Origin of the sequence: Eikenella sp. HMSC061C02, from assembly GCF_001809035.1 — a bacterium.
Lineage (GTDB): Bacteria > Pseudomonadota > Gammaproteobacteria > Burkholderiales > Neisseriaceae > Eikenella > Eikenella corrodens.
On record NZ_KV795573.1, the window covers coordinates 37,234 to 58,316 of the forward strand.

A 21,083-nucleotide genomic window follows, 5' to 3' on the forward strand; every position below is an offset into this window, starting at 1 on the left:
ATGAAGATGGGGCAGAAACGCTGGAAGAAGATAGCGCTGGCGGTGTTGATAGTGTTTGCACTAATCGGTATGGCTGCCACTGTGGCAGTCCTCCCGTTTGTTGGCAACTATATCAGCGATATGAATAGAGAAGTGGATACCACGCCGCTGGTTTCTGTGCCGTTCAGTACGCAGCAAGAAGGCTATCAACAGACGATGAACGATGTACCGATTCCGCATCGAGGGTTGTTTGCACTCATGGTGAGATTGAAGCCGAAAACCGGAATACATCTTTCAAAAGAAGAGATAGACAACTTGTTTTATCAGGCCAGGCATGTGCCTTTTGTGGTGAAGTATGAGGTGCAAACGGCGGGTAATCCCAGCTTGCTTTATGGGAAAGACACGGTTGTGGCTGATTTCTCCAAAGAGGAAAACGGCGATTTCATTTTCTCCGTTCACTCCGGATTTGTCCGCAAAGGGGATAGATTGATGATACGGGCGGAGAATCTTATCCAAGTGCCAGAGTTTGCGAAATTTGATGCATTTTTAGAGTTTAGAGAAAAGAGACCTGATAAATAAGTAGGCTTGGAGGGTTCTTCAGTCATTCTGCCCGCACATTAAAGAGGCTACCTGAAATACCGAAAATTTGATAAACCGTGTTCTTACCAAGGAGTCTTATCATGAAAGTTTTGGTTAATCTGTTCCATCCGCACCTTGAACGTTCTGTCGTAAACCACACTTGGGCGGAGCGCCTCGCCAACCAGCCCGGCATTACCCTGCGCAACCTGTACGATCTTTATCCCGACGGCAAAATCGACGTAGCCGCCGAACAACAGGCTTTGGCCGAACACGACCGCTTGGTGTTCCAACACCCGTTCTATTGGTACTCCACCCCACCGCTGATGAAGCAATGGCTCGACGACGTGCTAACCTACGGCTGGGCATACGGCCCGGGCGGCAACGCGCTGGCAGGCAAAGAGTGGTTGTCGGCCATTTCCACCGGTGGCCCGGCAGATTCCTACCAAGCAGGCGGCTACAACCGCTTTTCCATGAGCGAGTTTTTGAAGCCCTTGGTACAGACTGCCTCCTTGCTGCAAACCGTCTTCCTGCCGCCGTTTATTTTCCACGGCGCAGTGGTGGCCGATAGCGAAGCCATACGTGCTTCTGCCGATGCACTGCTGGACTATATCCGCAATCCGCTGCTCGACCCGCAGAAAAAGCTGGCAGCTTTGCAGGCCAAAATGGAAAGCGAAGGAGTGAAGCTGGAATAACAGCCGCAAGGAGCACCTGTTGCGCACGCAATTTGAGGCTACCTTAGAACTGCTTAATTGCATAATAAAGAGGCTACCTGAAATTTCAGGTAGCCTCTAATCTGTTTGGCAAACGGGATTACAAACCTGCTGCCGCCTTTAAAGCCGCGGCCTTATCGGTGCGCTCCCAAGTAAACTCGGGCTCTTCGCGACCGAAGTGGCCGTAGGCGGCGGATTTGCTGTAAATCGGGCGCAGTAGGTCGAGCATCTGCACAATGCCTTTCGGACGCAGATCGAAATGTTCGCGCACGATGGCGATGAGTTTGTCTTCGCTGATTTTGCCCGTGCCGAAGGTGTCGATGGCGATGGAAGTGGGCTCGGCGATGCCGATGGCGTAGGAAACCTGAATCTGGCATTGGGTCGCCAAACCGGCGGCCACGATGTTTTTCGCCACATAACGGCAAGCATAGGCAGCGGAACGGTCTACTTTGCTCGGGTCTTTGCCGGAGAACGCGCCGCCGCCATGCGGGGCTGCGCCGCCGTAGGTATCGACAATGATTTTGCGGCCGGTGAGCCCGCAGTCGCCCTGCGGCCCGCCGATCACGAAGCGGCCGGTGGGGTTGATGAGGTATTTGGTGTCGGTGGTGAGCATTTCGGGCGGCAGCACGGGTTTGATGATGTGCTCAATCACGGCTTTGCTCAGTTCTTCATGGCCGATAGACGGATCGTGCTGGGTGGAAAGCACCACGGTATCGATGCGTTTTACCTTGCCGGTTTCGCTGTCGTACACGGCGGTAATTTGCGCTTTGGCATCGGGGCGCAGCCAAGGCAGCTGGCCGCTTTTGCGCAGTTCGCTCTGGCGCTGCATCAGGCGGTGGCTGTAATAGATGGCAAAGGGCATCAGGGTGGGGGTTTCGTCGCAGGCATAGCCGAACATCAGGCCTTGGTCGCCCGCGCCTTGGTTCAGGTCGATACCTTCGCCTTCGTTCACGCCTTGGGCGATGTCGGGTGATTGCTGGTCGTAATACACGCCCACCGCGCAGCCGTTGGCATCAAAGCCGAGCTCGGAAGAGTTGTAGCCGATTTTAGCAATGGTTTCACGCGCCACTTTGATGTAGTCCACGTGTGCGGTAGTGGTGATTTCCCCGGCCAGCACGCACAGGCCGGTGTTCACCAGCGTTTCGGCAGCCACTCGGGCTTTGGGGTCTTGGGCGAGGACGGCATCGAGAATGGCATCGGATACTTGATCGGCCACTTTGTCGGGATGGCCTTCGGAAACAGATTCGGAGGTGAAGAGGTATTCGCTCATGATATGTCTTTCAGATAATAGATAAACCTTGCAGCCTAGCAAGGAGGGCTCAACGGGCAATAAAAAATCCCGCACCAGGCGGGAAGAGATATTGCCCGGCCTGATTCAGACGAGCCACATCGGCCTCTCGGCCGTCCACCTTACGCGCCGTTTGCGGCGGGCAGGTTGGCATGGATTCCCAACTCTTAATGCGCCACAGATGATAACAAATCCCGTCTGCAGCGGCAAGCGGCGGGATGGGTTTTAGGTAGCCTCGACAGGAAGCAGGCTACCTGAAAATTTGCAGGGGCGGATAAAACCAAACAGCGGCATGACCACACTGCTCTATCCCGCCAGCTCCACACACAAAAGGCTACCTGAAATTTTTAGCTTTGCAGAAACTCGGCCTTCCTTCGGAAACCTCGTTTTAACTTCGTTGAAGCTGCGCTTTCAGGTAGCCTTTATCAAACTCTGCCCTATTCACGCCATATCTTCCACCCGCTGGCCAGTGAGAGCGCGCTGGATGTTGCGGTCCATGCGTTTGGCGGCAAAATCGTCGGTGCCGGCGGCAAGGGCGGCGGTGGCGTTGCGGATGGGGTTGGCTTCGGCTTCGGGCAGTAGGCTTTGCAGGGTGGAGATTTGGGCGCGAATAGCGGCAAGGCTGCTCTCATCGAGCAGGTCACTATCCAGCTCCAACGCGGCCTCCACTGCATCAATCAGGCTTTCGGCTTCCACCACGGCTTCGGCACGGGCACGGGCGGCAGCATCGCCTCCGGCGTGGCTGATGCTGTCGGACAACATACGGGTGATGGTTTCGTCGTCGAGGCCGTAGGAGGGTTTCACTTCAATTTGCGCCTGCACGCCGGTGGTTTGCTCGCGGGCAGACACGGAAAGCAGGCCGTCGGCATCGATTTGGAAGGTAACGCGGATACGGGCGGCACCGGCCACCATCGGCGGAATGCCGCGCAGGGTGAATTTGGCTAGGCTGCGGCAGTCGGCCACCAACTCGCGTTCGCCTTGCACCACGTGGATGGTCATGGCGGTCTGGCCGTCTTTGAAGGTGGTGAACTCTTGGGCGCGGGCAGTAGGCAGGGTGCTGTTGCGCGGAATGATTTTCTCAGCCAGCCCGCCGTAGGTTTCGAGGCCGAGTGAGAGGGGGGTAACATCGAGCAACAGCCAGTCGTTGTCGCGCTTGTTGCCGGCCAGCACGTCGGCCTGCATGGCGGCGCCGAGTGCAACCACTTGGTCGGGATCTAGATTGGTGAGCGGGGTTTGGCCGAAGAAGTTGGCCACAGCCTGTTGCACATGCAGCATGCGGGTGGCACCGCCCACCATAATCACGCCGCCGATATCGCCTTTGCTGATGCCGGCGTCTTTCAACGCCTGCTTCACTGGCACAAGGGTTTGTGCCACGAGGTGCTGGGTGAGAGCATGGAATTGGGTACGGGTGAAGATGGTATCGATCGATGTACCATCGCTTAGCACGGCTTGGATACGGCTTTCAGGTAGCCTGCTGAGCTCTTCTTTGGCACGACGCACCAGGCTGAGCAGCAGGCGGCTGTCTTGGGCGTTGGTGATAGAAAGACGATTCACTTCAATCAGATGACACAGCATGCGGTGGTCGAAATCGTCGCCGCCAAGCGCAGAATTGCCGCCGGTGGCCTTCACTTCGAACAGTCCTTTGGAAAGCTGCAAAATGGATACGTCGAAGGTGCCACCACCGAGGTCGTACACCACAAAGGTGCCTTCGGCAGCATTATCCAGCCCGTAGGCGATGGCGGCGGCGGTGGGCTCGTTGAGCAGGCGCAGCACGTTCAGCCCGGCCAGGCGGGCGGCATCTTTGGTGGCTTGGCGTTGGGCATCATCAAAATAGGCCGGCACGGTGATAACCGCACCCACTAATTCGCCCCCAAGACTCTGTTCGGCGCGGGCTTTGAGCGAGCGCAGGATGTCGGCAGATACGTCGATCGGCGTTTTCGCACCTTGGCGGGTCTGCAGGTCGATTAGTTGGTCGGATTGGCCGAAACGGTAAGGCAGATGGCTGGTATCGATGTCTTCCAATTTGCGGCCGATCAGGCGTTTGGCGGAGCTGACGGTGTTGGCCGGGTCGGCAGTTTGGCTTTGCAGGGCAGCCCGGCCGGTGATGATTTGCCCATCAGCACCATAGCGCACCACCGAAGGCAGTAGGAAACGGCCTTCTTCATCGGGCAAGCAGGCAGCATGGCCGCTTTTCACGGTGGCTACCAAGCTGTTGGTAGTGCCCAAGTCGATACCGACAGCTAGGCGGTGTTTGTGCGGGGCGGCAGAGAGGCCGGGCTCGGCGATTTGTAGGAGTGCCATGGTGGTTGGTGTGTGTTTAAGTATGGGAATAAGCGGTTATTTTAACATATTGGCTGAGTGCTTCGGTCGGAATTAAACTTTTCAGGTAGCCTCAACCGGAATGGAGGCTACCTGAAAATCTTGCAGCCGACGCAAAAGCCGGCATCCACGATACCGGCTTTTAGTATGGGTAACCCCGCGAATGCCGCTTTGGCTCGATTCGCTTGAACCTTGAATCAAGGTTGGCCACTTCCGGCAGTTTCGGGTACGTCCACGAGGAACGCGCACGCCCACCACTCAATCTGCAGCCTGAAGCGAAATTATTGGTTCAAAGGAATAGTGTGCCTTCACAAACACCGCAGGGTTATAAAGAAGAATAATCGGTTTACTTTTCCAAATCAAGTGCTTTATCGCAACTTTCGATCATGGCGCTTATTCTACGCTCAATTTCGCCAATTGCCAAACCATCTTTCGCGCTCATTTTAAGCAGGTCGTGAGTGAGGTTCAGTGCGGCCATAATCACGATTTTATCGGTTTCCACAATCCGGCCGGAAGATTGGATCACGCCGATTTTCTGGTTCAGCATATGCACCGCCTGCAGCAAGGTTTCTTTCTCGCTGTTGGGCGTACCGATGTTGAACTGGCGCCCCAGGATATCCACATTGACTTGTTCGATACTCATACAACCTGCTCCTTAGCGGCGGGCACCGGCAAGCGTTGTAGCAAGGCGCGGATATCCGCGGCACTTTGCTCCAATAGCTTGCGGTAAGCGGCGTTTTCTTGCTGTAGGGCCTCAATCTGGCTGGTGAGCTCGCGCTCCATGCGTGACATTCTTTCACTATAGGCCAGTTGCAATCCATCCATAGTAGCACGATGATCATGGCGCTGTTTCTGCCAGGCCGCATCCATCTCGCTAATTTTTTTGCTCAGCGCCTGCTTTTCACGCACAGCAGCCTGATAACGGCTCCCCAGTGTTTCGATGGAGTTTTGCAAATGTTCAAGTTGATTATTCATGAATCTATCTCTTGCTAAATCTCTGGCTGCCAGAAGCAGCAACCTGGCCGCATTATACTGAAACTTGCGCCATACGGAACAAGCACTGGGAAAATTTATAATTAAATACCTTCTGTAAAATCCGCTCGCATTACGATGGCAAGATAGGTTCGGTGGTAATTATTCGCTGCGGATTTCGCGCAGCATCAGCCGCTCGGCCACATCATTCACATCAATACTGCCGTCTAAAAGCTCGTTCAGGATGCGCGTGATGGGCATTTCAATGCCGAGTTTGGCTGCCTGCGCTCCAGCTTCTCGGATGGTGTACACGCCTTCGGCCACATGGCCGAGTTCGGACAAAATCACAGGCAGTGGTTTGCCCTCGGCCAGTTTGAGGCCAACTTGTCGGTTACGCGAAAGCGAGCCGGTGCAGGTGAGGATCAGGTCGCCCATGCCGGCCAAACCCATCAGGGTGGTTTGCTTTGCACCCAAAGCCAGCGCCAGGCGGTTGATTTCGGCCAAGCCGCGCGTCATCAGGGCAGCACGGGCGTTAAGGCCGTATTGCAGGCCGTCGGCGATGCCCACCGCGATGGCCATCACATTTTTCACTGCACCACCCACTCCCACACCCACCATATCGTCGTTGGCATACAGGCGCAGCACGGCGGAGCTGAGCGCGGCGGCGAGTGATTCAATCCAAGCAGTGTTGTCGGAAGCGAGGGTAACGGCGCAGGGCAGCTGTTGCGCCAATTCTTGGGCAAAACTGGGCCCGGACAAAATACCGATGCGCGGGTTGTCCGGCAGCTCTTCACGCACCACTTGGTGCGGCAGCAGGCCGCTGCCTTGCTCGAAACCTTTGCAGGCAGTGAGCACGGGAATATCGCCCCAGCCCCATTGCCGCATGGTTTGCAGGCTGCCGCGCAAGCCGGCGGTGGGAGTGGCGATGATGACGAGCTCGGGCTTGGGCGGCGGTGTGTCGGCAATGCTGAGCGTTTCAGGGAAGGGAAAATCTTTCAGGTAGCCTGAGTTGATGCGCTCGGCACGCATGGCGGCAGCATGTTCGGTTTCGCGTGTCCACAGGCAAACTTGCTGGCCGTTTTGGGCAAAGTGGATGGCCAATGCCGTGCCCCAAGCACCGGCTCCGATGATGCAGATTTGCATGGTGTACTCCTGTGTTGATTGCTGGTGATAGAGCAAATTAACTTAACTTTCGCCACTGTGTTGGCCTTACCTTGCCGTGCTATCTGCACTGCCCATCGCTCGCTGTCCGGTATAGGCAGCATGTTAATTTGCTATAAAGGCTACCTGAAAAACGGCAAACGGGTTTTAGCTTTGCAGAAACTCCGCTTCGTTGCGTTTTCAGGTAGCCTTTTATACTCTAAATACCGGTGCTTAATCAGCCGTTAAAGCGTTTGAACGCAAGCGTGCCGTTGGTGCCGCCGAAACCGAATGAGTTGGAAATGGCTGCACGGATGGGCAGGTCGCGGGCTTCGTTGGCGCAGTAATCCAAATCACAGCCGCCTTCAATGTCTTGCTCGAAGATATTGATGGTGGGCGGTGATTTTTGATGGTACAGCGCCAACACGGAATACACGGCTTCCACACCGCCGGCACCGCCGAGCAGGTGGCCGGTCATGGATTTGGTGGAATTAACCACCAGTTTTTTGGCGTGCTCGCCGAAGGCAAGTTTCAGCGCAGTGGTTTCGTTGGCATCGCCCAGCGGGGTAGACGTGCCGTGCGCGTTCACATAATCAATGTCGCTCGGATTGAGACCGGCATCTTTCAGGGCGCGGGCCACGGCCAAGGCTGGGCCTTCGGCATTCGGCGCGGTAATGTGGTGCGCATCGGAGCTCATGCCGAAACCGGCCAGTTCGGCGTAGATTTTCGCGCCGCGTTTTTTGGCGTGTTCGTATTCTTCCAGCACCAGCACGCCGGCACCTTCGCCCATCACGAAGCCATCGCGGTCTTTATCCCACGGGCGGGAAGCAGTCGCGGGGTCGTCATTGCGGGTAGACAACGCTTTCATGGCGGCAAAACCGCCCACACCAAGCATACACACCGCGCCTTCGGCACCGCCGGCCACCATCACGTCGGCATCGCCGTATTGAATCATGCGGGCGGCATCGCCGATGCAGTGCGCACCAGTGGTACAGGCAGACACTATGCCGTAGCTGGGGCCTTGATAGCCTTTAAGGATGGTAACGTGGCCGGCAATCAGATTGATCAACGAGCCAGGAATAAAGAAGGGGTTGATGCGGCGCGGGCCGTTTTCGTGCACCACGATGCCGGTTTCCTCAATCGAAGGCAAGCCGCCGATGCCGGAACCGATATTCACGCCCACGCGGGTTTTATCCAAGGCGGCGTAGTCATCCAGCCCGGCGTCGGCCACCGCCTGCAAGGCAGCGGCGATGCCGTAGTGGATAAAGGCATCCATGCGGCGCGCTTCTTTGGCGCCGATGTAATCGCCGATTTGAAAATCTTTCACTTCGCCGGCAATTTGGGCGCTCAGTTCGCCCGCGTCAAAACGGGTAATCCGGCCAATGCCGCTCACGCCGGCCAACAGGTTTTGCCAGGCATCGGCCACGTTGTTGCCCACCGGGGAAATCTGCCCCAGCCCGGTTACCACCACTCTTCTCTGACTCATGATTGTTTATCTATCCTTCGGCCTGCCCGAAAGCAGCCGCAATAACAAAAACCCCTGCCCTTGGCGGGAAATGCGCCGGGGCAGAGGCTGATATTCTGCTGTTAAACCTGCTGCCGATTAGTTGGAGCGGGAAGTAACGAAGTCAATGGCTTGTTGAACGGTAGTGATTTTTTCAGCTTCTTCATCGGGGATGTCGCAGCCGAAAGCTTCTTCCAAAGCCATTACCAGCTCAACCACGTCCAGAGAGTCAGCGCCCAAATCTTCGCTGAAAGAAGATTCGTTTTTCACTTCGCTTTCGCTCTTACCCAATTGTTCGGCAACGATTTTCTTCACACGTTGTTCGATATTTTCCATTGCGGGGTCCTTGTCCTTAAATAAACGGGGAAAAATTTTAAAGGTAGTTCTCTAAAAATGGCATTGTAACGGATTTATATGCGTTTTGCTATCCATGCCCTGCAAAGATTTTGAGGCTACCTGAAAATAACGGTACGCATATTAGCATAGCGCACGGCCTTTGCAAACTACGCCAAAAAGCCGATATAAACAGGCAATAGCAGGCATCTGCCTTTATAGTGAAATTTCAGCAACTGCTGCAGCATTAGCCAGCCCGATATCCGCTGCCACTATTCCGCTATTTGCATACTGTTTGCCGCAAAAACACCAACACAGCAGCCAGCTCGGCGGCCACTTCTTCCTGCGAGGCATTGCCCGCATGCCCGCCGGCTTCGGGAGCGTAGAGGCGGCTATTCACGCCGATTTCACGCAGGCGGGCGTGGAATTTGAGCGCATGGGCGGGATGCACACGGTCGTCGCTCAGATTGGTGGTGATGAGGGCGGGCGGGTAGGTTTGGCCATCGTACAGATTATGGTAGGGCGAAAGTTTTTTCAGGTAGCCTCTATCCGGCTCGGCATCGGGATTGCCGTATTCTTCCTGCCACGAAGCGCCGGCTAAGAGGTGCGGATAGCGCAACATATCGGTGAGCGGCACTTCGCACACCATGCCGCCAATACTCTGCGGCGCGGCACAATAAGCAGCGGCGCATACTAATCCGCCGTTGCTGCCGCCCTGCAACACGATGCGTTCGGGTGCAGACAAACCGCGCGCGGCCAAATCCTGCGCCACGGCCACCAAATCTTCCACGCTCTTATGTTTGCGTGCCGCGCCTTGGGCGGCAGCGTGCCAAGCCGGGCCGAATTCGCCGCCGCCCCGTATATTGGCCAACACAAACGCACCACCCTGCGCAAGCCAATGCCGGCCGATGATGCCCAAATAATGCGGCAGTTCCGGCACACCGAAGCCGCCGTAGGCATACACCAGCGCGGGCGCGTCCGGCTCACCACCGCCCACGTGATAATACGGAATGCGCTCGCCATCGGCCGACACCGCGTGCAACTGCCGCACGCTCAACCCCTCCGGATCAAACTGCGCAGGCTGGCGACGCATCACACACCACTCCTGCCGATGCAGATCCAGCGTATAGAGCGTGAGCGGCGAAAGGAAGCTGCTGGCCGCGATATACAGCACATCGCCGCCCCAAGGCTGGTCGGCAAACTCCAGCACTCCCGCTCCCTCCAGCGGCAGTTCGGGCACTTCGGCCGGCTGCCACTGCCCCTGCTGCAAACGCCAAGCCTTGAGGCTACCTGAAACATTATCCAGCAAGGTAGCCGCCACAAAATGGCGCGTGGTTTCCACGCCCTCCACCGACTGCCCCGCCTGCGGCGCAAACAGGCATTGCGCCTGCCCCAGCACGCCCTTGTTCAGCTTCACCGCCACCAGGCTGCCCGCCGCATAGCTTTGATTGGCCCGCAGCCAGTCGTGCTTGAGCAACACCAGCAGCCAGCCGCCCAAATAACCGCAAATTTCGCAAGTTTCAGGCAGCCCCAAAGGCAGCAGCACCCCGTCGGAGGCTACCTGAAAATATCGGCGGCTGAAAAAGCCCGTGCTTTCTTCCAGCAAATCCAGCGGCGCACCCTGCGCATCCAGATAACGCCAAGCGTGCACCCACACCGACTCCGCCGCCGTTTGCAGCAGCGGCTGCGCCTCCTCGAAGCTCTGCCCGCGCCGCAACAGCCACGCCTCGCGCGGATAGCCCGAAGCCGTGAGCTGGCGCTCGTCCCAAGCCGGGCACACCCACACGCTGTCTTCATCACGCCAGGCAATATGGTTTTTGCCCGCCGGAAAGTGAAACCCGTTGGGCACCACTTGGCGCGTTTCCAAATCGAATTCCAGCGTAAACGCCGCATCGCCGCCGCCCGGGCTGAGCGAGAGCAACACCCGATTCGGCTGCTCCACATAGTGCGACACGCCGTCTAAATACACATCCTCGCCCAGCACCTCATCGAAATCCGCCACCGAAAACAACACCTCCCATTCCGGCAGACCGGCACGGTACGAAGCCGCGCTGCACACGCGGTACACGCCCTTTGAAAACTCCTCGCTCTGATAAAAGTGATACATCCGCGCGCGGTGCTCCTGGCAAAACGGAATCTGCTGCTCGTCTTGCAACACCTCCAAAATATCGCGGCGCAGCGGCTCGTAATCCGGCCGGCTCTCCAGCCAGGCTTGCGTTTGCGCATGTTCGGCAGCGGCAAAAGCAGCGGTTTCGGGAGCATTGAGATTTTCAAACACGGCATAACGGTCGGCAGACATTTTCAGGTAGCCTTTGGCGGGTGGTTTCGGAAGGCGGGCATTGTAGCAGTATTGGCGAGAAGGAAAGAGAAAGGCTACCTGAAAAGTGTACCGTGATTTGAACTACATTAGCGGTTCGCGCTTTCAGGTAGCCTTTGTCCTGCCGCTTGGTGTTACACGCGGCGGATGCTGTCTTTGTAGTGTCCGGCGCGTTCGCCGCCGATCAGACGCGGGCGGCTGGCCAGGGCGCAGACGTGGGCGGCGCCCAGTTCGCGCTGTTGCGGGCGCAGGGGGATTTGCACGTGTTTGATGTGCATACCGATGGAGGTGTCGCCGATGTCGAGCCCGGCGTGGGCGGTGATGAATTCCACTTCCACCGGGTCGCGCATATATTTGAAGGCAGCCAGCTGCGCACTGCCGCCTGCGTGCAGGCCGGGCAATACGTTCACGATTTCCAGCCCGTATTTTTCGGCCAACTCACGCTCCACGGCCAAGGCGCGGTTGATGTGCTCGCAGCCTTGCACGGCGAGGTAGATTTTGCGTTCGTTCAGGATGTCGAGCAGGGTTTTCACGATCACTTCGCCCACTTCCTGATTGGAATTCTTGCCGATGCGGCCGCCGATCACTTCGCTGGTAGAAAGGCCGAGCACGAAAATCTGCCCTTCGCCGATGGCGGATTGGTGCAGTATATCAAGCGCAAGGGCGCGGGTTTGTTCGGCTAATTGGGTTAGATCCATGAGATGCCTCCTTCGTTGTGTTGCCGCACTCTAAATTCAGCGGTCAGAGAGATTCTAACAGCTTCGTGCGGCGGCGGTTTTGATGGAGGCTAAGATACGGCTCGGCGGTTGGCAAAAGGCTACCTGAAATTTCAGGTAGCCTCTTTTCCTTTCCTGCCCACTGGCTATTCTTCCTCCCCGCCCAGCTCTTTCACCAGCCGCCGTTCATACACGGATTGCGCCAGCGTGCCGGCGTCGATGTATTCCAGCTCGCTGCCCAGCGGCATGCCCTGAGCCAGGCGGCTCACTCGGTAGGGCAGGTTTTTGAACAGCTCGGCCAGCACATAGGCGGTGGCGTTGCCTTCGGGAGTGAAGGCGGTGGCGATGATCACTTCTTCCACTTCGCTCTCTTGCAGGCGGGCAACCAGTTTGTCGAGCGCGATATGCTGCAAATCCATGCCCTGCGCGGGGCTGATTTGCCCCATGAGCACGAAATAGAGGCCGTCGTGGCAATGGGCGGCTTCCATGCCGGCCACGTCGGCGGGCAGGTGCACAATCATCAGGCGGCGGCCGTCGCGCGCGGGGTCGGCGCAGATGGCGCAAAGCTCGCCTTCGCAGAAGGTGTTGCACAGGCGGCAATGCTGCACGGCGGTGAGGGCATGCTGCAGGGCGGCGGCCAGCTCGGCAGCGCCTTCGCGCTTGTGGCGCAGCAGCTCGTAGGCCATGCGGCGGGCGGATTTGGGGCCGACGTTGGGCAAAACTTCGAGGGCTTGGGTGAGGCGGGTGAAGGCATCGGTTTTTTTGCGGGTCATAGTTTGGGTTTCAGGTAGCCTGCTCACTCTTCCGGGTCGGTATGCAGGTAAGACAGGAATTCTGTGAACGAATCGGCGATTAGGATGGTGTTTTTCACGAAGTTGGCTTCCGTGCTGATGTTGTCGCTCCACACGTCACGCACATAGTAGTAAATCCTGCCGCTGTTTTTGTGCAGGCAAATGTAGTTGCCACCCCAATCAAAGGCGTAGGGGATTAAGTCGGGCGGCACTTCCATTTTTCCCCATTCGTTTACCGCCCTGCCTTCCAAGGTAAAGTCGGGGTCGTCACCAAAATCGCGGACGTATTTGACGGCAATGAAATCTCTGATTTCGATATAGTCGTAATCGATGTTTGGGTTTTCAAATATAGGTTTGTTGGGTGTGCCGCCGTTCCACTTCAGATAGTGCGCCTTAAAGTCTGCGGGGAAGAAGACCCCTAATTTGTTTTCCACTTCCCGAATTTCTTGTTCGGAAATATTTTTTTCGCAATCGTGAAATTCCAGCATTTTTGTGCCGCCTCCTGAATCAATCGGTATGTTTTCAGGTAGCCTTTCTTTGGTCAGGCTACCTGAAATCCTGCGGCTATTCGCTGGCTTCGCTGCTGTCTTCCGCTGCGGCCGGGCTGTCGGACGAGGGTGGGGGCGGCAGCAGGTTGTTGAGCGTGAGGGCGGCGGGGTTGAGCGTGGGATGTCCGCTGAAGGAGGCACTGTAGCCGCCGGTGCTGTTGCCGCGGATGGTGGTTTGCACGCCCAACGGGAAGGTGGCGAGGTCGCTGATGTGGCCGAAGGGAAAGCCGGTGAGCACGGGGATGCCGCTGATGCGGCGCAGGGTGCGGATCACGCTGGAGAGGTCGTAGCCGCCGTCGTACACGTCGCGCGCGCTGCCCATGCGGAAGTTGCCGAGCACGATGGCCTGTTGCCGTTTGAGGATGCCGGCCAGATGCAGGGTTTGCAGCATACGTTCGAGGCGGTAGGGCTGTTCGCCCACGTCTTCGAGGAAGAGGATGCCGCCTTCGGGCTGCGGCAGGTAGGCCGAGCCGGCCAGGGAGGCAATCACGCTGAGGTTGCCGCCCCACATGGTGCCGTGCAGGGTGGGCACGTTGGCGGCCTGTACTTCCGATACTTGAATGCTCAAATCGGCGCGGGTGCTGCCGTCGATAAAGGCTTGCATGGTGTATACCGAGGGCTGGGCTTTGCCGAAACCGCTATAAAGCATGGGGCCGGCAAAGCTGCACATATTGCCTTGGGCGAGCAGGGCGAGCTGGATGGCGCACACGTCGCTGAAGCCGAAAAGCTGGGTGCCGTGTTCGCGCATACGTGCGCCAAGCGATGGCCAGTCGATATGGGGCAGCAGGCGTACTGCGCCGTAGCCGCCGCGCATGCCCATCAGCACTTGCGGGGTGGGTACTTTGCCGGAAGCCACATCTTGGAAATCGGCGATGCGTTCGGCATCTGTGCCGGCAAACCGCTGGCTGCGGCGCTCCACGGCCTGCTGGTTGGTGATGGTGAAGCCGGCGTTATACAGGCGCAACAGCCCGGCCTGCGCCTGTTCGGCTCGGGGCGCGAAGCCGGAAGGAGCTACCACGCGCAAGGTGGTGCCGCTACCGCTGCGGGCGGGGCGTGCCGGTGTATTGCCGCTGCCGGTTCTGTTTTGGTTGGACGGCGATACGGGCATCGCCGGCGTACTGCACGCCTGCAACACGCCTGCCCCGGCCAGAGTGGCGGAGGCGCTGAGAAAACGGCGGCGGGAAAGATGGGGGAACAGCATGACGGGTTTCCTTAATTCGGTTGAGGTGGTGTTGGGAGCAGGCAACCTTGGGGCTACCTGAAAGCGTTTATGCCAAATCAAATTCTTGTTTCATCCGCTCTTGTTCTTTTTCGCTGAACAGGCAGATGCACAAAGCCTGGCAGTCGTATCTGCTCCAGCCGTTTTGTGCTTCAAAGTCAAACAGGGCTTGCGACAGGGCTTCATTATTGTCTGCCACATTGCCGAATGCGGCTTGGAGCGTTGCCGCAGCCACCGGCTCGGGCGTGTCGATCAGCATAATGCCACAATGATCGGCCAATTTTAAAGGCTCGGATAACGGCAAGGTGAAGTAGGTTTTGCCGTTCCAATCCTGCAAAACAAGTTGGTTCTCGCGCACGGCAAAGAATGCGTCCGTGCCGAGCAGATACCACAAGTTTTCATATTCGCCCTCAATCGCATAATCTGCAAATTCTTGATGGAATTCGTTGAGGAAATTGTCTTGGCCGTTATCAAACAAAATGAGCGAGCCGGGCGAAATCGTCAATAAATACGGCTGTTTCAGCATAACTTTTCCATTCCATCATTCACAACAGATACTGCCGTTAAAGCAAACCTGCGATAGCGGTTTCAGGTAGCCTTTACATTGGGCAGGCAGGCATTATACCAGCCCGTCTGTTTCTTCCTCCTTAGCCAACAGCTCGGCCACCTGCCGCTGCCAGCCTTCCGGCAGCTCGGGCACGGCTTCGCGGCGTGGCGCAGCCCAAATCGAATCGGGGAAAAACGCATCGTTTTCAAAGCGGGCAATCACATGCCAATGCAGGTGCGGCACTTGGTTGCCGAAGCTGGCCAGATTGATTTTAACCGGGTGCAATACCCGACGCATCGCCGCTTCGGTGCGCCACACCGCCGCCATCATTTCCTGCCGCTCTGCTGCAGGCAAATCCGTCATCTCGGCCACATGGTCGCGCCAAATCACGCGGCAAAACGCGGGTGCGGCGGGCGTGTCGTTTACGGCAATCACACGCAGGCGGCTGTTTTGCCACAGCACGGTTTCATTTTCGGCACGGCACAGCGGGCAGGAGGCGGGCATTTCGGTTCCTTCAAGGTGGTTTAACGAATCGGGACAAGGGTATAGCACGGCGGCGGGTTTGCCAAGTGGAGCGACAGAAAGGCTACCTGAAAGCGCAGCTTCAACGAAGTTAAAACGAAATCTTGGCGAAGCCAAGGCTAAGTTTCTGCGAAGCTAAAGCGCCGCTTCAACGAAGTTAAAACCAATGCCAATCCTCTTTCAGGTAGCCTTTACCTCGCCCGCCGGATTGGCTATATTCAAGCTATAGATTCCTTCCTACTGCGTTGGCTCGCCTTGTGGGAAGAAATCATGATTTTAGCCATATTCCCCCTCCCAAGGATTTCCCCATGCGCTTCTTCTACCGCCAGCAGCAATCGCGCCACCGCACCGTGCGGCTGGTGGTGTTCTATGTGCTGGCACTGATCGGCACAGTCGCCATCACTTCCGCCGGGCTCGGCAGCCTGCCGTTTTTGTTCGGCGCCAAAGTACAGCACAGCCTGTGGTGGTACTACCTGCCGCCCGCCCTGTTTGTGTGTGCGCTCACCATCGGTCTGAGCCTGCACCGCCTGCGCGAGCTGCGGCGTGGCGGCGAAGCGATAGCCAAGCGGCTGGGCGGCGAGGCCTTGCAACTGACCGATGCCACCTTTGCCGAACGGCGGCTGCTCAACGTGGTAGCGGAAACTGCGCTTTCCGCCGGCCTACCCACCCCGCCGGTGTACCTGCTGCGCCGCGACGGCAGCATCAACGCCTTTGCCGCCGGCATGAGCCCGCGCAGCGCCGTAATCGGCGTTACCCAAGGCGCCATCAACCTGCTCACGCGCGACGAACTGCAAGCCATCGTCGCCCACGAATTCAGCCACATCCGCAACGGCGACATGCGCCTAAACTGCTACCTGGCCGCCTGGCTGCACGGCCTGCAGGGCATCGCCAGCAGCGGGCGCTATTTCCTCTACGGCCGTGACAATGAACATTATCTGGAATACCGCCGCCGCAAAAATGTAGACAACCATCCTTTCGACAACGGCGTGGAAATCGTGATGCAGTCCCTGCCGCTGCAAGCCCTTGGCGTCCTCCTGATTGCGCTTGGCTCGGTAGGCAGCGTGTTTGCCCTCTGGCTGCAGGCCGCCGTGTGCCGCGAGCGCGAATTTATGGCCGACGCTTCTGCCGTGCAGCTTACCCGCCAAACTGCCCCGCTGATCGAAGCCCTGCGCAAAAGCGCCCGCACCGCCTCCTGCCGCCTCGCCTCCCCCGAAGCCCACGAATACGCCCACCTGATGTTCGGCCGCATCCGCCCCGGCGGCCTCGCCGCCACCCACCCGCCGCTCATCGAACGCATCCGCAGGCTCGATGCCGCCGCCGCACGCCGACTGGCCGGAGAACTGGCCGACGACGACAGCTTCGCCCTGCCTTCCCCCGTTCATCTCAGCTTCGCCGCCCCGCAACCGATGAGCGCCGAAGCAGAAGAAGCCGAACACCTCTACCGCCATCGGCAGGCCCTGATGCAGGCGCGCATCCACCGCCACCGCCCGTCCGCCCCGTATCTGCCCCTGCAAGCCGACTGGCAGGCCGCCGCCTACGATGGCGAATATGCCTCTGCCGCCCTGCTCTGCCTGTTTCAAGTGCCCGCCCTGCCCGCCAGCTGCTGGCACCAGGCCGAACACAACGGCGGCATCAGCCCCTTCGTTTGGCAGCAGCTTGCCCGCTTACAGCAGCATCCCCTGCTGCCCAGCACCGAGCTGCTCGAACACCTCCTGCCCGCCCTCGTGATGCAAGAAGACCATGTCCTGCAAGCCCTGCTCGACCAAATCCGCAACCGCTTCCGCCAACACGGCACCAACCTCGAGCAAACCTACCTCTGGCTGCTGCTCAAAGCCTATCTCGCCCCTACCCCGCCGCCCGGCCGCCTCACACAACACCCAGCTGCCGAAGCCCTAACCCGCGCTGCCGAGCTCTCGCCCAAACAACTGCAAACCGCCGTGAAAGGCGCGCTGCTGCTCACCGAGCCCGCCAAAATCGCCCTGCTGCGCCCCCTTGCCGCTACCCTCCCCGTTCGCCGCCCCCTGCTCTGGCGCTACCTCTGCGTGCGCCTCGATGTCGGCGCCTGGCACTTCGGCCTGGCTGGCAGCAAAAGCTAAAGGCTACCTGAAACCTCTCTGCTGCCGTTTTTCAGGTAGCCTTCAGCCAAACGAAAACACATCCCAAAAGGAAAGCCATGAAACGCCTGCCCGCTCTCCTCTCCTGCCTTTTCCTCCTTACCGCCTGCCAGAAAGACCCCGCCATGCCCACCGCCGCCTCCAGCCCGCAGCCTCTGCAAACCAGCGAACCACAAACCAGCGAGCCGCAAATTACCGAGCCGCGAACCAACGAAGAAATCCGCGCCACCGCCGAAAAATTCCTCGCCCAATACCGCTATCTCGATGCCGCCTCCTGGGCATACGAACTCCAACAGCGCGGCGTGCCCCTGCCGCCGCACCTGCAGGCCGTGCTGGACGAAATGCACTACGACCCCGAAGCCCCGCTCTCCACCGGCAGCATCTTCGCCCTCAGCCCGCAGCAAATCGCCCGCCTGCAACCCAAAGCCGAAAACGGCGACACCGCCGCCGCCATCCGACTCTCCCAATACTACCGCATGGCCTCCGGATTCACCCCCGAAGACCAACGCCTGGCCGCCTACTGGGAAGCCAAAGCCGCCGGCGCCAGCCAAGCGCAATAAAACCACAGGCAAAAAAAGGCTACCTGAAACGCAACGCAGCAAGGTTTCTGCGAAGCTAAACTTTCAGGTAGCCTTTGTTTTGTTCAACCCGGCACACAGCCGGGCTGCCGGTTCGGGCAATTAGAATTTCACGCGCACACCGGCGGAAACTTCGTGGGAGTCCACTTTCACGCCGTCGAATTTGCCCCAGTAGTTGTAGCGGTAGCCTGCATCCAGAGCGATATTCTGGGTGATGTCGTAGCCCACGCCGGCCACGATGCCGACGCCGGTTTTAGTTTCGCGGTGGTGATAGTGCTCGGTGTAGCCAGTGCCGTTTTCAGTGGTGTCGAACGATACGCGGTTAAGCGCTACGCGACCGCCCACATAAGGTTTCACCGGAGCATTCAGGTCGAAATCATAAATGGCGGAAACACCGAAACTTTGGAATTTGGCTTCGGCATCATAAGTGGTCGAGCTGCTGATTCGGCCGCTTTCGCTGCGGGATTTGTAGTGCGTATAGTCGGCAGCCACGCGGAAGTTGCCGAAATCATAACCGGCAGAAAGGCGCGGGCTGAAGCCTTTGGCCGTGGCGCTTTCGCCATAAACCTTGCCTTTTACCGAAGCATGGCCCAGGTCGCCTTGAACATAGAAACCTTGGTTGTCGTCAGCCAAAGCGGCGGCAGGAACGGCAAGGGCAATCAATGTAGCCAGAATTTTTTTCATGTTGCGTTTTCCTCATAGGAATAAAGATTATTTGAATAACCGGCATACTTTTAGGAAAGCTGCCGGCAGCCGGATTGTATGGTGTTGCAGCGATATTAACAATCTTTAAAACATTCTAATGGCAGATTGTCTGAGCTTTTACCACAACCTTGACCAAGCTCGCCCATAAAAAGGCTACCTGAAACGCAATGCAGCAAGGTTTCTACGAAGCTAAATTTTCAGGTAGCCTGCTCTTATCCAAACAGCTTACAGCACGTACCGCGCCAAATCTTCCTGTTCGGCTACTTCGGCCAGCCGCTCGTCTACATAGGCGGCGGTAATTTGCGTGATGCCTTGCGGGGCGTGGAAAGATACGTCTTCCAGCAGTTTTTCCAGCACAGTGTGCAGGCGGCGGGCGCCGATGTTTTCGGTTTTCTCGTTCACTTGGAAGGCGATTTCGGCCAGGCGGGTGATGCCGTCGGGAGCGAAATCGAGCTCTACGCCGTCGGTGGCCAGCAGGGCTTGGTATTGCTTGGTGAGGCTGGCGTCGGTGCTGGTGAGGATGGCTTGGAAGTCTTCCACGGTGAGGCTGCTCAATTCCACGCGAATCGGGAAGCGGCCTTGCAGCTCGGGAATCAAGTCGCTGGGTTTGCTTAGATGAAAGGCGCCGGAAGCGATGAAGAGGATGTGGTCGGTTTTAATCATGCCGTATTTGGTTTGCACGGTGGTGCCTTCCACCAACGGCAAAAGGTCGCGCTGTACGCCTTGGCGCGACACGTCGCCGCCGTGCCGGTTGCTGTCGGCCGCGATTTTGTCGATTTCGTCGAGGAACACGATGCCGTGTTGCTCCACAGCGTGCACAGCCTGCTCGCGCAGTTCTTCTTCGTTAATCAGTTTGGCGGCTTCTTCGTCCAGCAAGAGCTTCATGGCGGCCGCTACTTTGATTTTGTGCGGTTTGGTGCGGCCTTTGCTGAGATTGGCAAACATGTCTTGCAGCTGGCTGCTGAATTCTTCCATGCCGGGCGGGCCCATCACTTGCATGGACGCGGGGGAGGCCTGGCTCAGTTCGATGTTGATTTCTTTATCATCCAATTCGCCCCGGCGCAGCATTTCGCGGAATTTTTTGCGAGTGTGGCTTTCGGGCTGCGGTTCGGCCGGTTCGCCTTCGAAGCCGGTTTGCGGCGGATGCGGCAAGAGCGCGTCGAGCACGCGATTTTCGGCAGCATCTTGGGCGCGGTCGCGGTTTTTACGCACAGCCTGTTCGCGCAAATTCTTCAGGGCGATTTCCATTAAATCGCGCACGATGCTGTCCACATCACGCCCCACATAGCCCACTTCAGTAAACTTGGTGGCCTCGATTTTGATAAACGGCGCATTGGCCAGCCGCGCCAAACGGCGGGCAATTTCGGTTTTACCCACGCCGGTGGGGCCGATCATCAGGATATTTTTCGGCACGATTTCGCTTTGCAGCGGCTCGGCCACCTGGCTTCTGCGGTAGCGGTTACGTAAGGCCACGGCCACGGCCTTTTTGGCCTGCTGCTGGCCGATGATGTGCTTGTCCAGCTCATGGACGATTTCTTGCGGGGTCATCACGGAAGTGCTCATAAAACGGCTCCCAAATAGCTTGATCAAATATAGGGCGGATGAATTTAACTTTAGCCACGGCGGCTTGGAATCGAAAGGCAATCTAATCCGCCATCACGAACAGCAGGCAAATGGCACCGCTGCTGCGAAAATCAAGGGCAGCTGACTAGTTTGCCCGAGAGTTTGGTTTCAGGTAGCCTGTTGGCGTAGCATCTACCAAGAAAAAGGCTACCTGAAAATACGGCGCAACCCCGCACCCAAAGCGAGCCGCTTGCGGCATACCGTCCACCCAATACCACGGTAAAACGGTATTTTTTCAACAAATGCTTGCGCCCGTATGGCAAATTACCCTAAAATCCGCTGTTTTCTTATTGATCAAATTTCCCGAAGGAAGAAGGAATAATAATATGGTAGTTATCCGTTTTTCGCGCGGCGGCTCCAAGCATTCTCCGTTTTTCAACATCGTGGTAGCCGATTCACGCAACCGTCGTGACGGCCGCTTCATCGAGCGCGTTGGCTTCTACAACCCCGTAGCCAACGAAAAACAAGAACGCGTACGCCTGAACACCGAACGCCTGAACTACTGGGTGAGCCAAGGCGCGCAAGTAAGCGATGCCGTTGCCCGCTTGGTAAAAGAGCAGCAGAAAGCCGCTTAATTCT

The 21,083-nt window shown here is 57.7% G+C and carries 22 protein-coding genes and 1 other RNA gene; 5 read left to right on the plus strand and 18 right to left on the minus strand.

The annotated features are described in order from the left end of the window. Positions 1-6 precede the first annotated feature (6 nt). Both HMPREF2541_RS10365 and HMPREF2541_RS10370 read left to right on the plus strand, forming a co-directional pair. A complete protein-coding gene (locus HMPREF2541_RS10365; RefSeq protein WP_035581305.1) occupies positions 7-558 on the plus strand; it encodes a hypothetical protein in 552 nt (183 codons plus the stop codon). Positions 559-659: 101 nt separating this feature from the next. Then, entirely contained in the window at positions 660-1,250 is a 591-nt protein-coding gene (locus HMPREF2541_RS10370) for an NAD(P)H-dependent oxidoreductase (protein WP_003824939.1), read from the plus strand. A gap of 118 nt (positions 1,251-1,368) precedes the next feature. Here HMPREF2541_RS10370 and metK read toward each other — a convergent pair whose 3' ends face one another. The 16 genes from metK to HMPREF2541_RS10445 all read right to left on the minus strand — a co-directional run bounded on the left by metK (position 1,369) and on the right by HMPREF2541_RS10445 (position 15,466). Continuing rightward, a complete protein-coding gene (gene metK, locus HMPREF2541_RS10375) occupies positions 1,369-2,538 on the minus strand; it encodes a methionine adenosyltransferase (protein ID WP_064103559.1) in 1,170 nt (389 codons plus the stop codon). A gap of 49 nt (positions 2,539-2,587) precedes the next feature. Further along, positions 2,588-2,710, minus strand: a complete 123-nt coding sequence (locus HMPREF2541_RS12550; protein WP_256374335.1) for a hypothetical protein — start codon at positions 2,708-2,710, stop codon at positions 2,588-2,590. Positions 2,711-2,997: 287 nt separating this feature from the next. Further along, positions 2,998-4,857, minus strand: coding sequence for a Fe-S protein assembly chaperone HscA (hscA, locus tag HMPREF2541_RS10380; protein WP_003824930.1), 1,860 nt, complete (start codon positions 4,855-4,857; stop codon positions 2,998-3,000). A gap of 168 nt (positions 4,858-5,025) precedes the next feature. Next, a non-coding RNA gene (gene ssrS / locus HMPREF2541_RS10385) (6S RNA) lies at positions 5,026-5,204 on the minus strand. A 17-nt stretch (positions 5,205-5,221) separates the two neighbouring features. Then, positions 5,222-5,518: a cell division protein ZapA gene (locus HMPREF2541_RS10390; protein WP_003824927.1), complete on the minus strand. Its 297-nt coding sequence runs from the start codon at positions 5,516-5,518 to the stop codon at positions 5,222-5,224. Continuing rightward, positions 5,515-5,850, minus strand: coding sequence for a hypothetical protein (locus HMPREF2541_RS10395; protein ID WP_003824925.1), 336 nt, complete (start codon positions 5,848-5,850; stop codon positions 5,515-5,517). Before HMPREF2541_RS10395 ends, HMPREF2541_RS10390 begins: the two co-directional genes overlap by 4 nt. 159 nt (positions 5,851-6,009) lie before the next feature. Then, positions 6,010-6,990: an NAD(P)H-dependent glycerol-3-phosphate dehydrogenase gene (locus tag HMPREF2541_RS10400; RefSeq protein WP_003824923.1), complete on the minus strand. Its 981-nt coding sequence runs from the start codon at positions 6,988-6,990 to the stop codon at positions 6,010-6,012. A gap of 235 nt (positions 6,991-7,225) precedes the next feature. After that, the gene (gene fabF, locus HMPREF2541_RS10405) at positions 7,226-8,473 is read right to left on the minus strand and encodes a beta-ketoacyl-ACP synthase II (protein WP_003824919.1); all 1,248 of its coding nucleotides are present in this window, start codon (positions 8,471-8,473) and stop codon (positions 7,226-7,228) included. 117 nt (positions 8,474-8,590) lie between these two features. Continuing rightward, the gene (gene acpP / locus HMPREF2541_RS10410) at positions 8,591-8,827 is read right to left on the minus strand and encodes an acyl carrier protein (protein ID WP_003824915.1); all 237 of its coding nucleotides are present in this window, start codon (positions 8,825-8,827) and stop codon (positions 8,591-8,593) included. 277 nt (positions 8,828-9,104) lie between these two features. Then, positions 9,105-11,129, minus strand: coding sequence for a prolyl oligopeptidase family serine peptidase (locus HMPREF2541_RS10415; RefSeq protein ID WP_035581302.1), 2,025 nt, complete (start codon positions 11,127-11,129; stop codon positions 9,105-9,107). A 146-nt stretch (positions 11,130-11,275) separates the two neighbouring features. After that, on the minus strand, positions 11,276-11,839 hold the full coding sequence (locus HMPREF2541_RS10420) for a TIGR01440 family protein (protein WP_049258144.1): 564 nt from the start codon (positions 11,837-11,839) through the stop codon (positions 11,276-11,278). Positions 11,840-12,003: 164 nt separating this feature from the next. Then, positions 12,004-12,630, minus strand: a complete 627-nt coding sequence (gene recR, locus HMPREF2541_RS10425) for a recombination mediator RecR (protein ID WP_035581300.1) — start codon at positions 12,628-12,630, stop codon at positions 12,004-12,006. A 23-nt stretch (positions 12,631-12,653) separates the two neighbouring features. Beyond that, positions 12,654-13,136, minus strand: coding sequence for an SMI1/KNR4 family protein (locus HMPREF2541_RS10430; protein WP_003824905.1), 483 nt, complete (start codon positions 13,134-13,136; stop codon positions 12,654-12,656). Positions 13,137-13,212: 76 nt separating this feature from the next. Continuing rightward, the gene (locus HMPREF2541_RS10435; protein WP_035581297.1) at positions 13,213-14,397 is read right to left on the minus strand and encodes an LD-carboxypeptidase; all 1,185 of its coding nucleotides are present in this window, start codon (positions 14,395-14,397) and stop codon (positions 13,213-13,215) included. Between the two features lie 67 nt (positions 14,398-14,464). After that, the gene (locus HMPREF2541_RS10440) at positions 14,465-14,941 is read right to left on the minus strand and encodes a hypothetical protein (RefSeq protein WP_003824903.1); all 477 of its coding nucleotides are present in this window, start codon (positions 14,939-14,941) and stop codon (positions 14,465-14,467) included. A gap of 93 nt (positions 14,942-15,034) precedes the next feature. Continuing rightward, positions 15,035-15,466: an HIT family protein gene (locus HMPREF2541_RS10445; RefSeq protein ID WP_003824902.1), complete on the minus strand. Its 432-nt coding sequence runs from the start codon at positions 15,464-15,466 to the stop codon at positions 15,035-15,037. A 326-nt stretch (positions 15,467-15,792) separates the two neighbouring features. Between HMPREF2541_RS10445 and HMPREF2541_RS10450 the strand changes: the two genes are divergently transcribed. Together HMPREF2541_RS10450 and HMPREF2541_RS10455 are read left to right on the plus strand one after the other, a co-directional pair. Beyond that, positions 15,793-17,580, plus strand: coding sequence for a M48 family metalloprotease (locus tag HMPREF2541_RS10450; RefSeq protein ID WP_070543495.1), 1,788 nt, complete (start codon positions 15,793-15,795; stop codon positions 17,578-17,580). Between the two features lie 77 nt (positions 17,581-17,657). Next, complete coding sequence (locus tag HMPREF2541_RS10455; RefSeq protein WP_035581293.1) at positions 17,658-18,158, plus strand: hypothetical protein; 501 nt, start codon at positions 17,658-17,660, stop codon at positions 18,156-18,158. Positions 18,159-18,278: 120 nt separating this feature from the next. Here the strand turns inward: HMPREF2541_RS10455 and HMPREF2541_RS10460 are convergent, their stop codons facing one another. After that, positions 18,279-18,860 (minus strand): opacity family porin, encoded by a 582-nt coding sequence (locus tag HMPREF2541_RS10460; RefSeq protein ID WP_003824899.1) that lies wholly within the window; start codon positions 18,858-18,860, stop codon positions 18,279-18,281. Positions 18,861-19,106: 246 nt separating this feature from the next. Next, positions 19,107-20,444 carry an ATP-dependent protease ATPase subunit HslU gene (hslU, locus tag HMPREF2541_RS10465; protein ID WP_246824992.1) on the minus strand — a complete coding sequence of 446 codons (1,338 nt, stop codon included), beginning with the start codon at positions 20,442-20,444 and terminating at the stop codon, positions 19,107-19,109. A 386-nt stretch (positions 20,445-20,830) separates the two neighbouring features. Between hslU and rpsP the strand changes: the two genes are divergently transcribed. After that, on the plus strand, positions 20,831-21,079 hold the full coding sequence (gene rpsP / locus HMPREF2541_RS10470; protein WP_023887900.1) for a 30S ribosomal protein S16: 249 nt from the start codon (positions 20,831-20,833) through the stop codon (positions 21,077-21,079). Positions 21,080-21,083 lie beyond the last annotated feature (4 nt).

Excerpts from the sequence above, each read along its gene's own strand:
- HMPREF2541_RS10460 (WP_003824899.1), bottom strand. The coding sequence starts at position 18,860 with ATGAAAAAAATTCTGGCTACATTGATTGCCCTTGCCGTTCCTGCCGCC.
- HMPREF2541_RS10390 (WP_003824927.1), bottom strand. The coding sequence starts at position 5,518 with ATGAGTATCGAACAAGTCAATGTGGATATCCTGGGGCGCCAGTTCAAC.
- HMPREF2541_RS10445 (WP_003824902.1), bottom strand. The coding sequence starts at position 15,466 with ATGCCCGCCTCCTGCCCGCTGTGCCGTGCCGAAAATGAAACCGTGCTG.
- acpP (WP_003824915.1), bottom strand. The coding sequence starts at position 8,827 with ATGGAAAATATCGAACAACGTGTGAAGAAAATCGTTGCCGAACAATTG.
- HMPREF2541_RS10420 (WP_049258144.1), bottom strand. The coding sequence starts at position 11,839 with ATGGATCTAACCCAATTAGCCGAACAAACCCGCGCCCTTGCGCTTGAT.
- HMPREF2541_RS10365 (WP_035581305.1), top strand. The coding sequence starts at position 7 with ATGGGGCAGAAACGCTGGAAGAAGATAGCGCTGGCGGTGTTGATAGTG.
- HMPREF2541_RS10370 (WP_003824939.1), top strand. The coding sequence starts at position 660 with ATGAAAGTTTTGGTTAATCTGTTCCATCCGCACCTTGAACGTTCTGTC.
- fabF (WP_003824919.1), bottom strand. The coding sequence starts at position 8,473 with ATGAGTCAGAGAAGAGTGGTGGTAACCGGGCTGGGGCAGATTTCCCCG.
- metK (WP_064103559.1), bottom strand. The coding sequence starts at position 2,538 with ATGAGCGAATACCTCTTCACCTCCGAATCTGTTTCCGAAGGCCATCCC.
- hscA (WP_003824930.1), bottom strand. The coding sequence starts at position 4,857 with ATGGCACTCCTACAAATCGCCGAGCCCGGCCTCTCTGCCGCCCCGCAC.
- hslU (WP_246824992.1), bottom strand. The coding sequence starts at position 20,444 with ATGAGCACTTCCGTGATGACCCCGCAAGAAATCGTCCATGAGCTGGAC.
- HMPREF2541_RS10455 (WP_035581293.1), top strand. The coding sequence starts at position 17,658 with ATGAAACGCCTGCCCGCTCTCCTCTCCTGCCTTTTCCTCCTTACCGCC.
- HMPREF2541_RS10430 (WP_003824905.1), bottom strand. The coding sequence starts at position 13,136 with ATGCTGGAATTTCACGATTGCGAAAAAAATATTTCCGAACAAGAAATT.
- HMPREF2541_RS10440 (WP_003824903.1), bottom strand. The coding sequence starts at position 14,941 with ATGCTGAAACAGCCGTATTTATTGACGATTTCGCCCGGCTCGCTCATT.
- HMPREF2541_RS12550 (WP_256374335.1), bottom strand. The coding sequence starts at position 2,710 with ATGCCAACCTGCCCGCCGCAAACGGCGCGTAAGGTGGACGGCCGAGAG.
- recR (WP_035581300.1), bottom strand. The coding sequence starts at position 12,630 with ATGACCCGCAAAAAAACCGATGCCTTCACCCGCCTCACCCAAGCCCTC.
- HMPREF2541_RS10450 (WP_070543495.1), top strand. The coding sequence starts at position 15,793 with ATGCGCTTCTTCTACCGCCAGCAGCAATCGCGCCACCGCACCGTGCGG.
- HMPREF2541_RS10435 (WP_035581297.1), bottom strand. The coding sequence starts at position 14,397 with ATGCTGTTCCCCCATCTTTCCCGCCGCCGTTTTCTCAGCGCCTCCGCC.
- HMPREF2541_RS10400 (WP_003824923.1), bottom strand. The coding sequence starts at position 6,990 with ATGCAAATCTGCATCATCGGAGCCGGTGCTTGGGGCACGGCATTGGCC.
- HMPREF2541_RS10395 (WP_003824925.1), bottom strand. The coding sequence starts at position 5,850 with ATGAATAATCAACTTGAACATTTGCAAAACTCCATCGAAACACTGGGG.
- rpsP (WP_023887900.1), top strand. The coding sequence starts at position 20,831 with ATGGTAGTTATCCGTTTTTCGCGCGGCGGCTCCAAGCATTCTCCGTTT.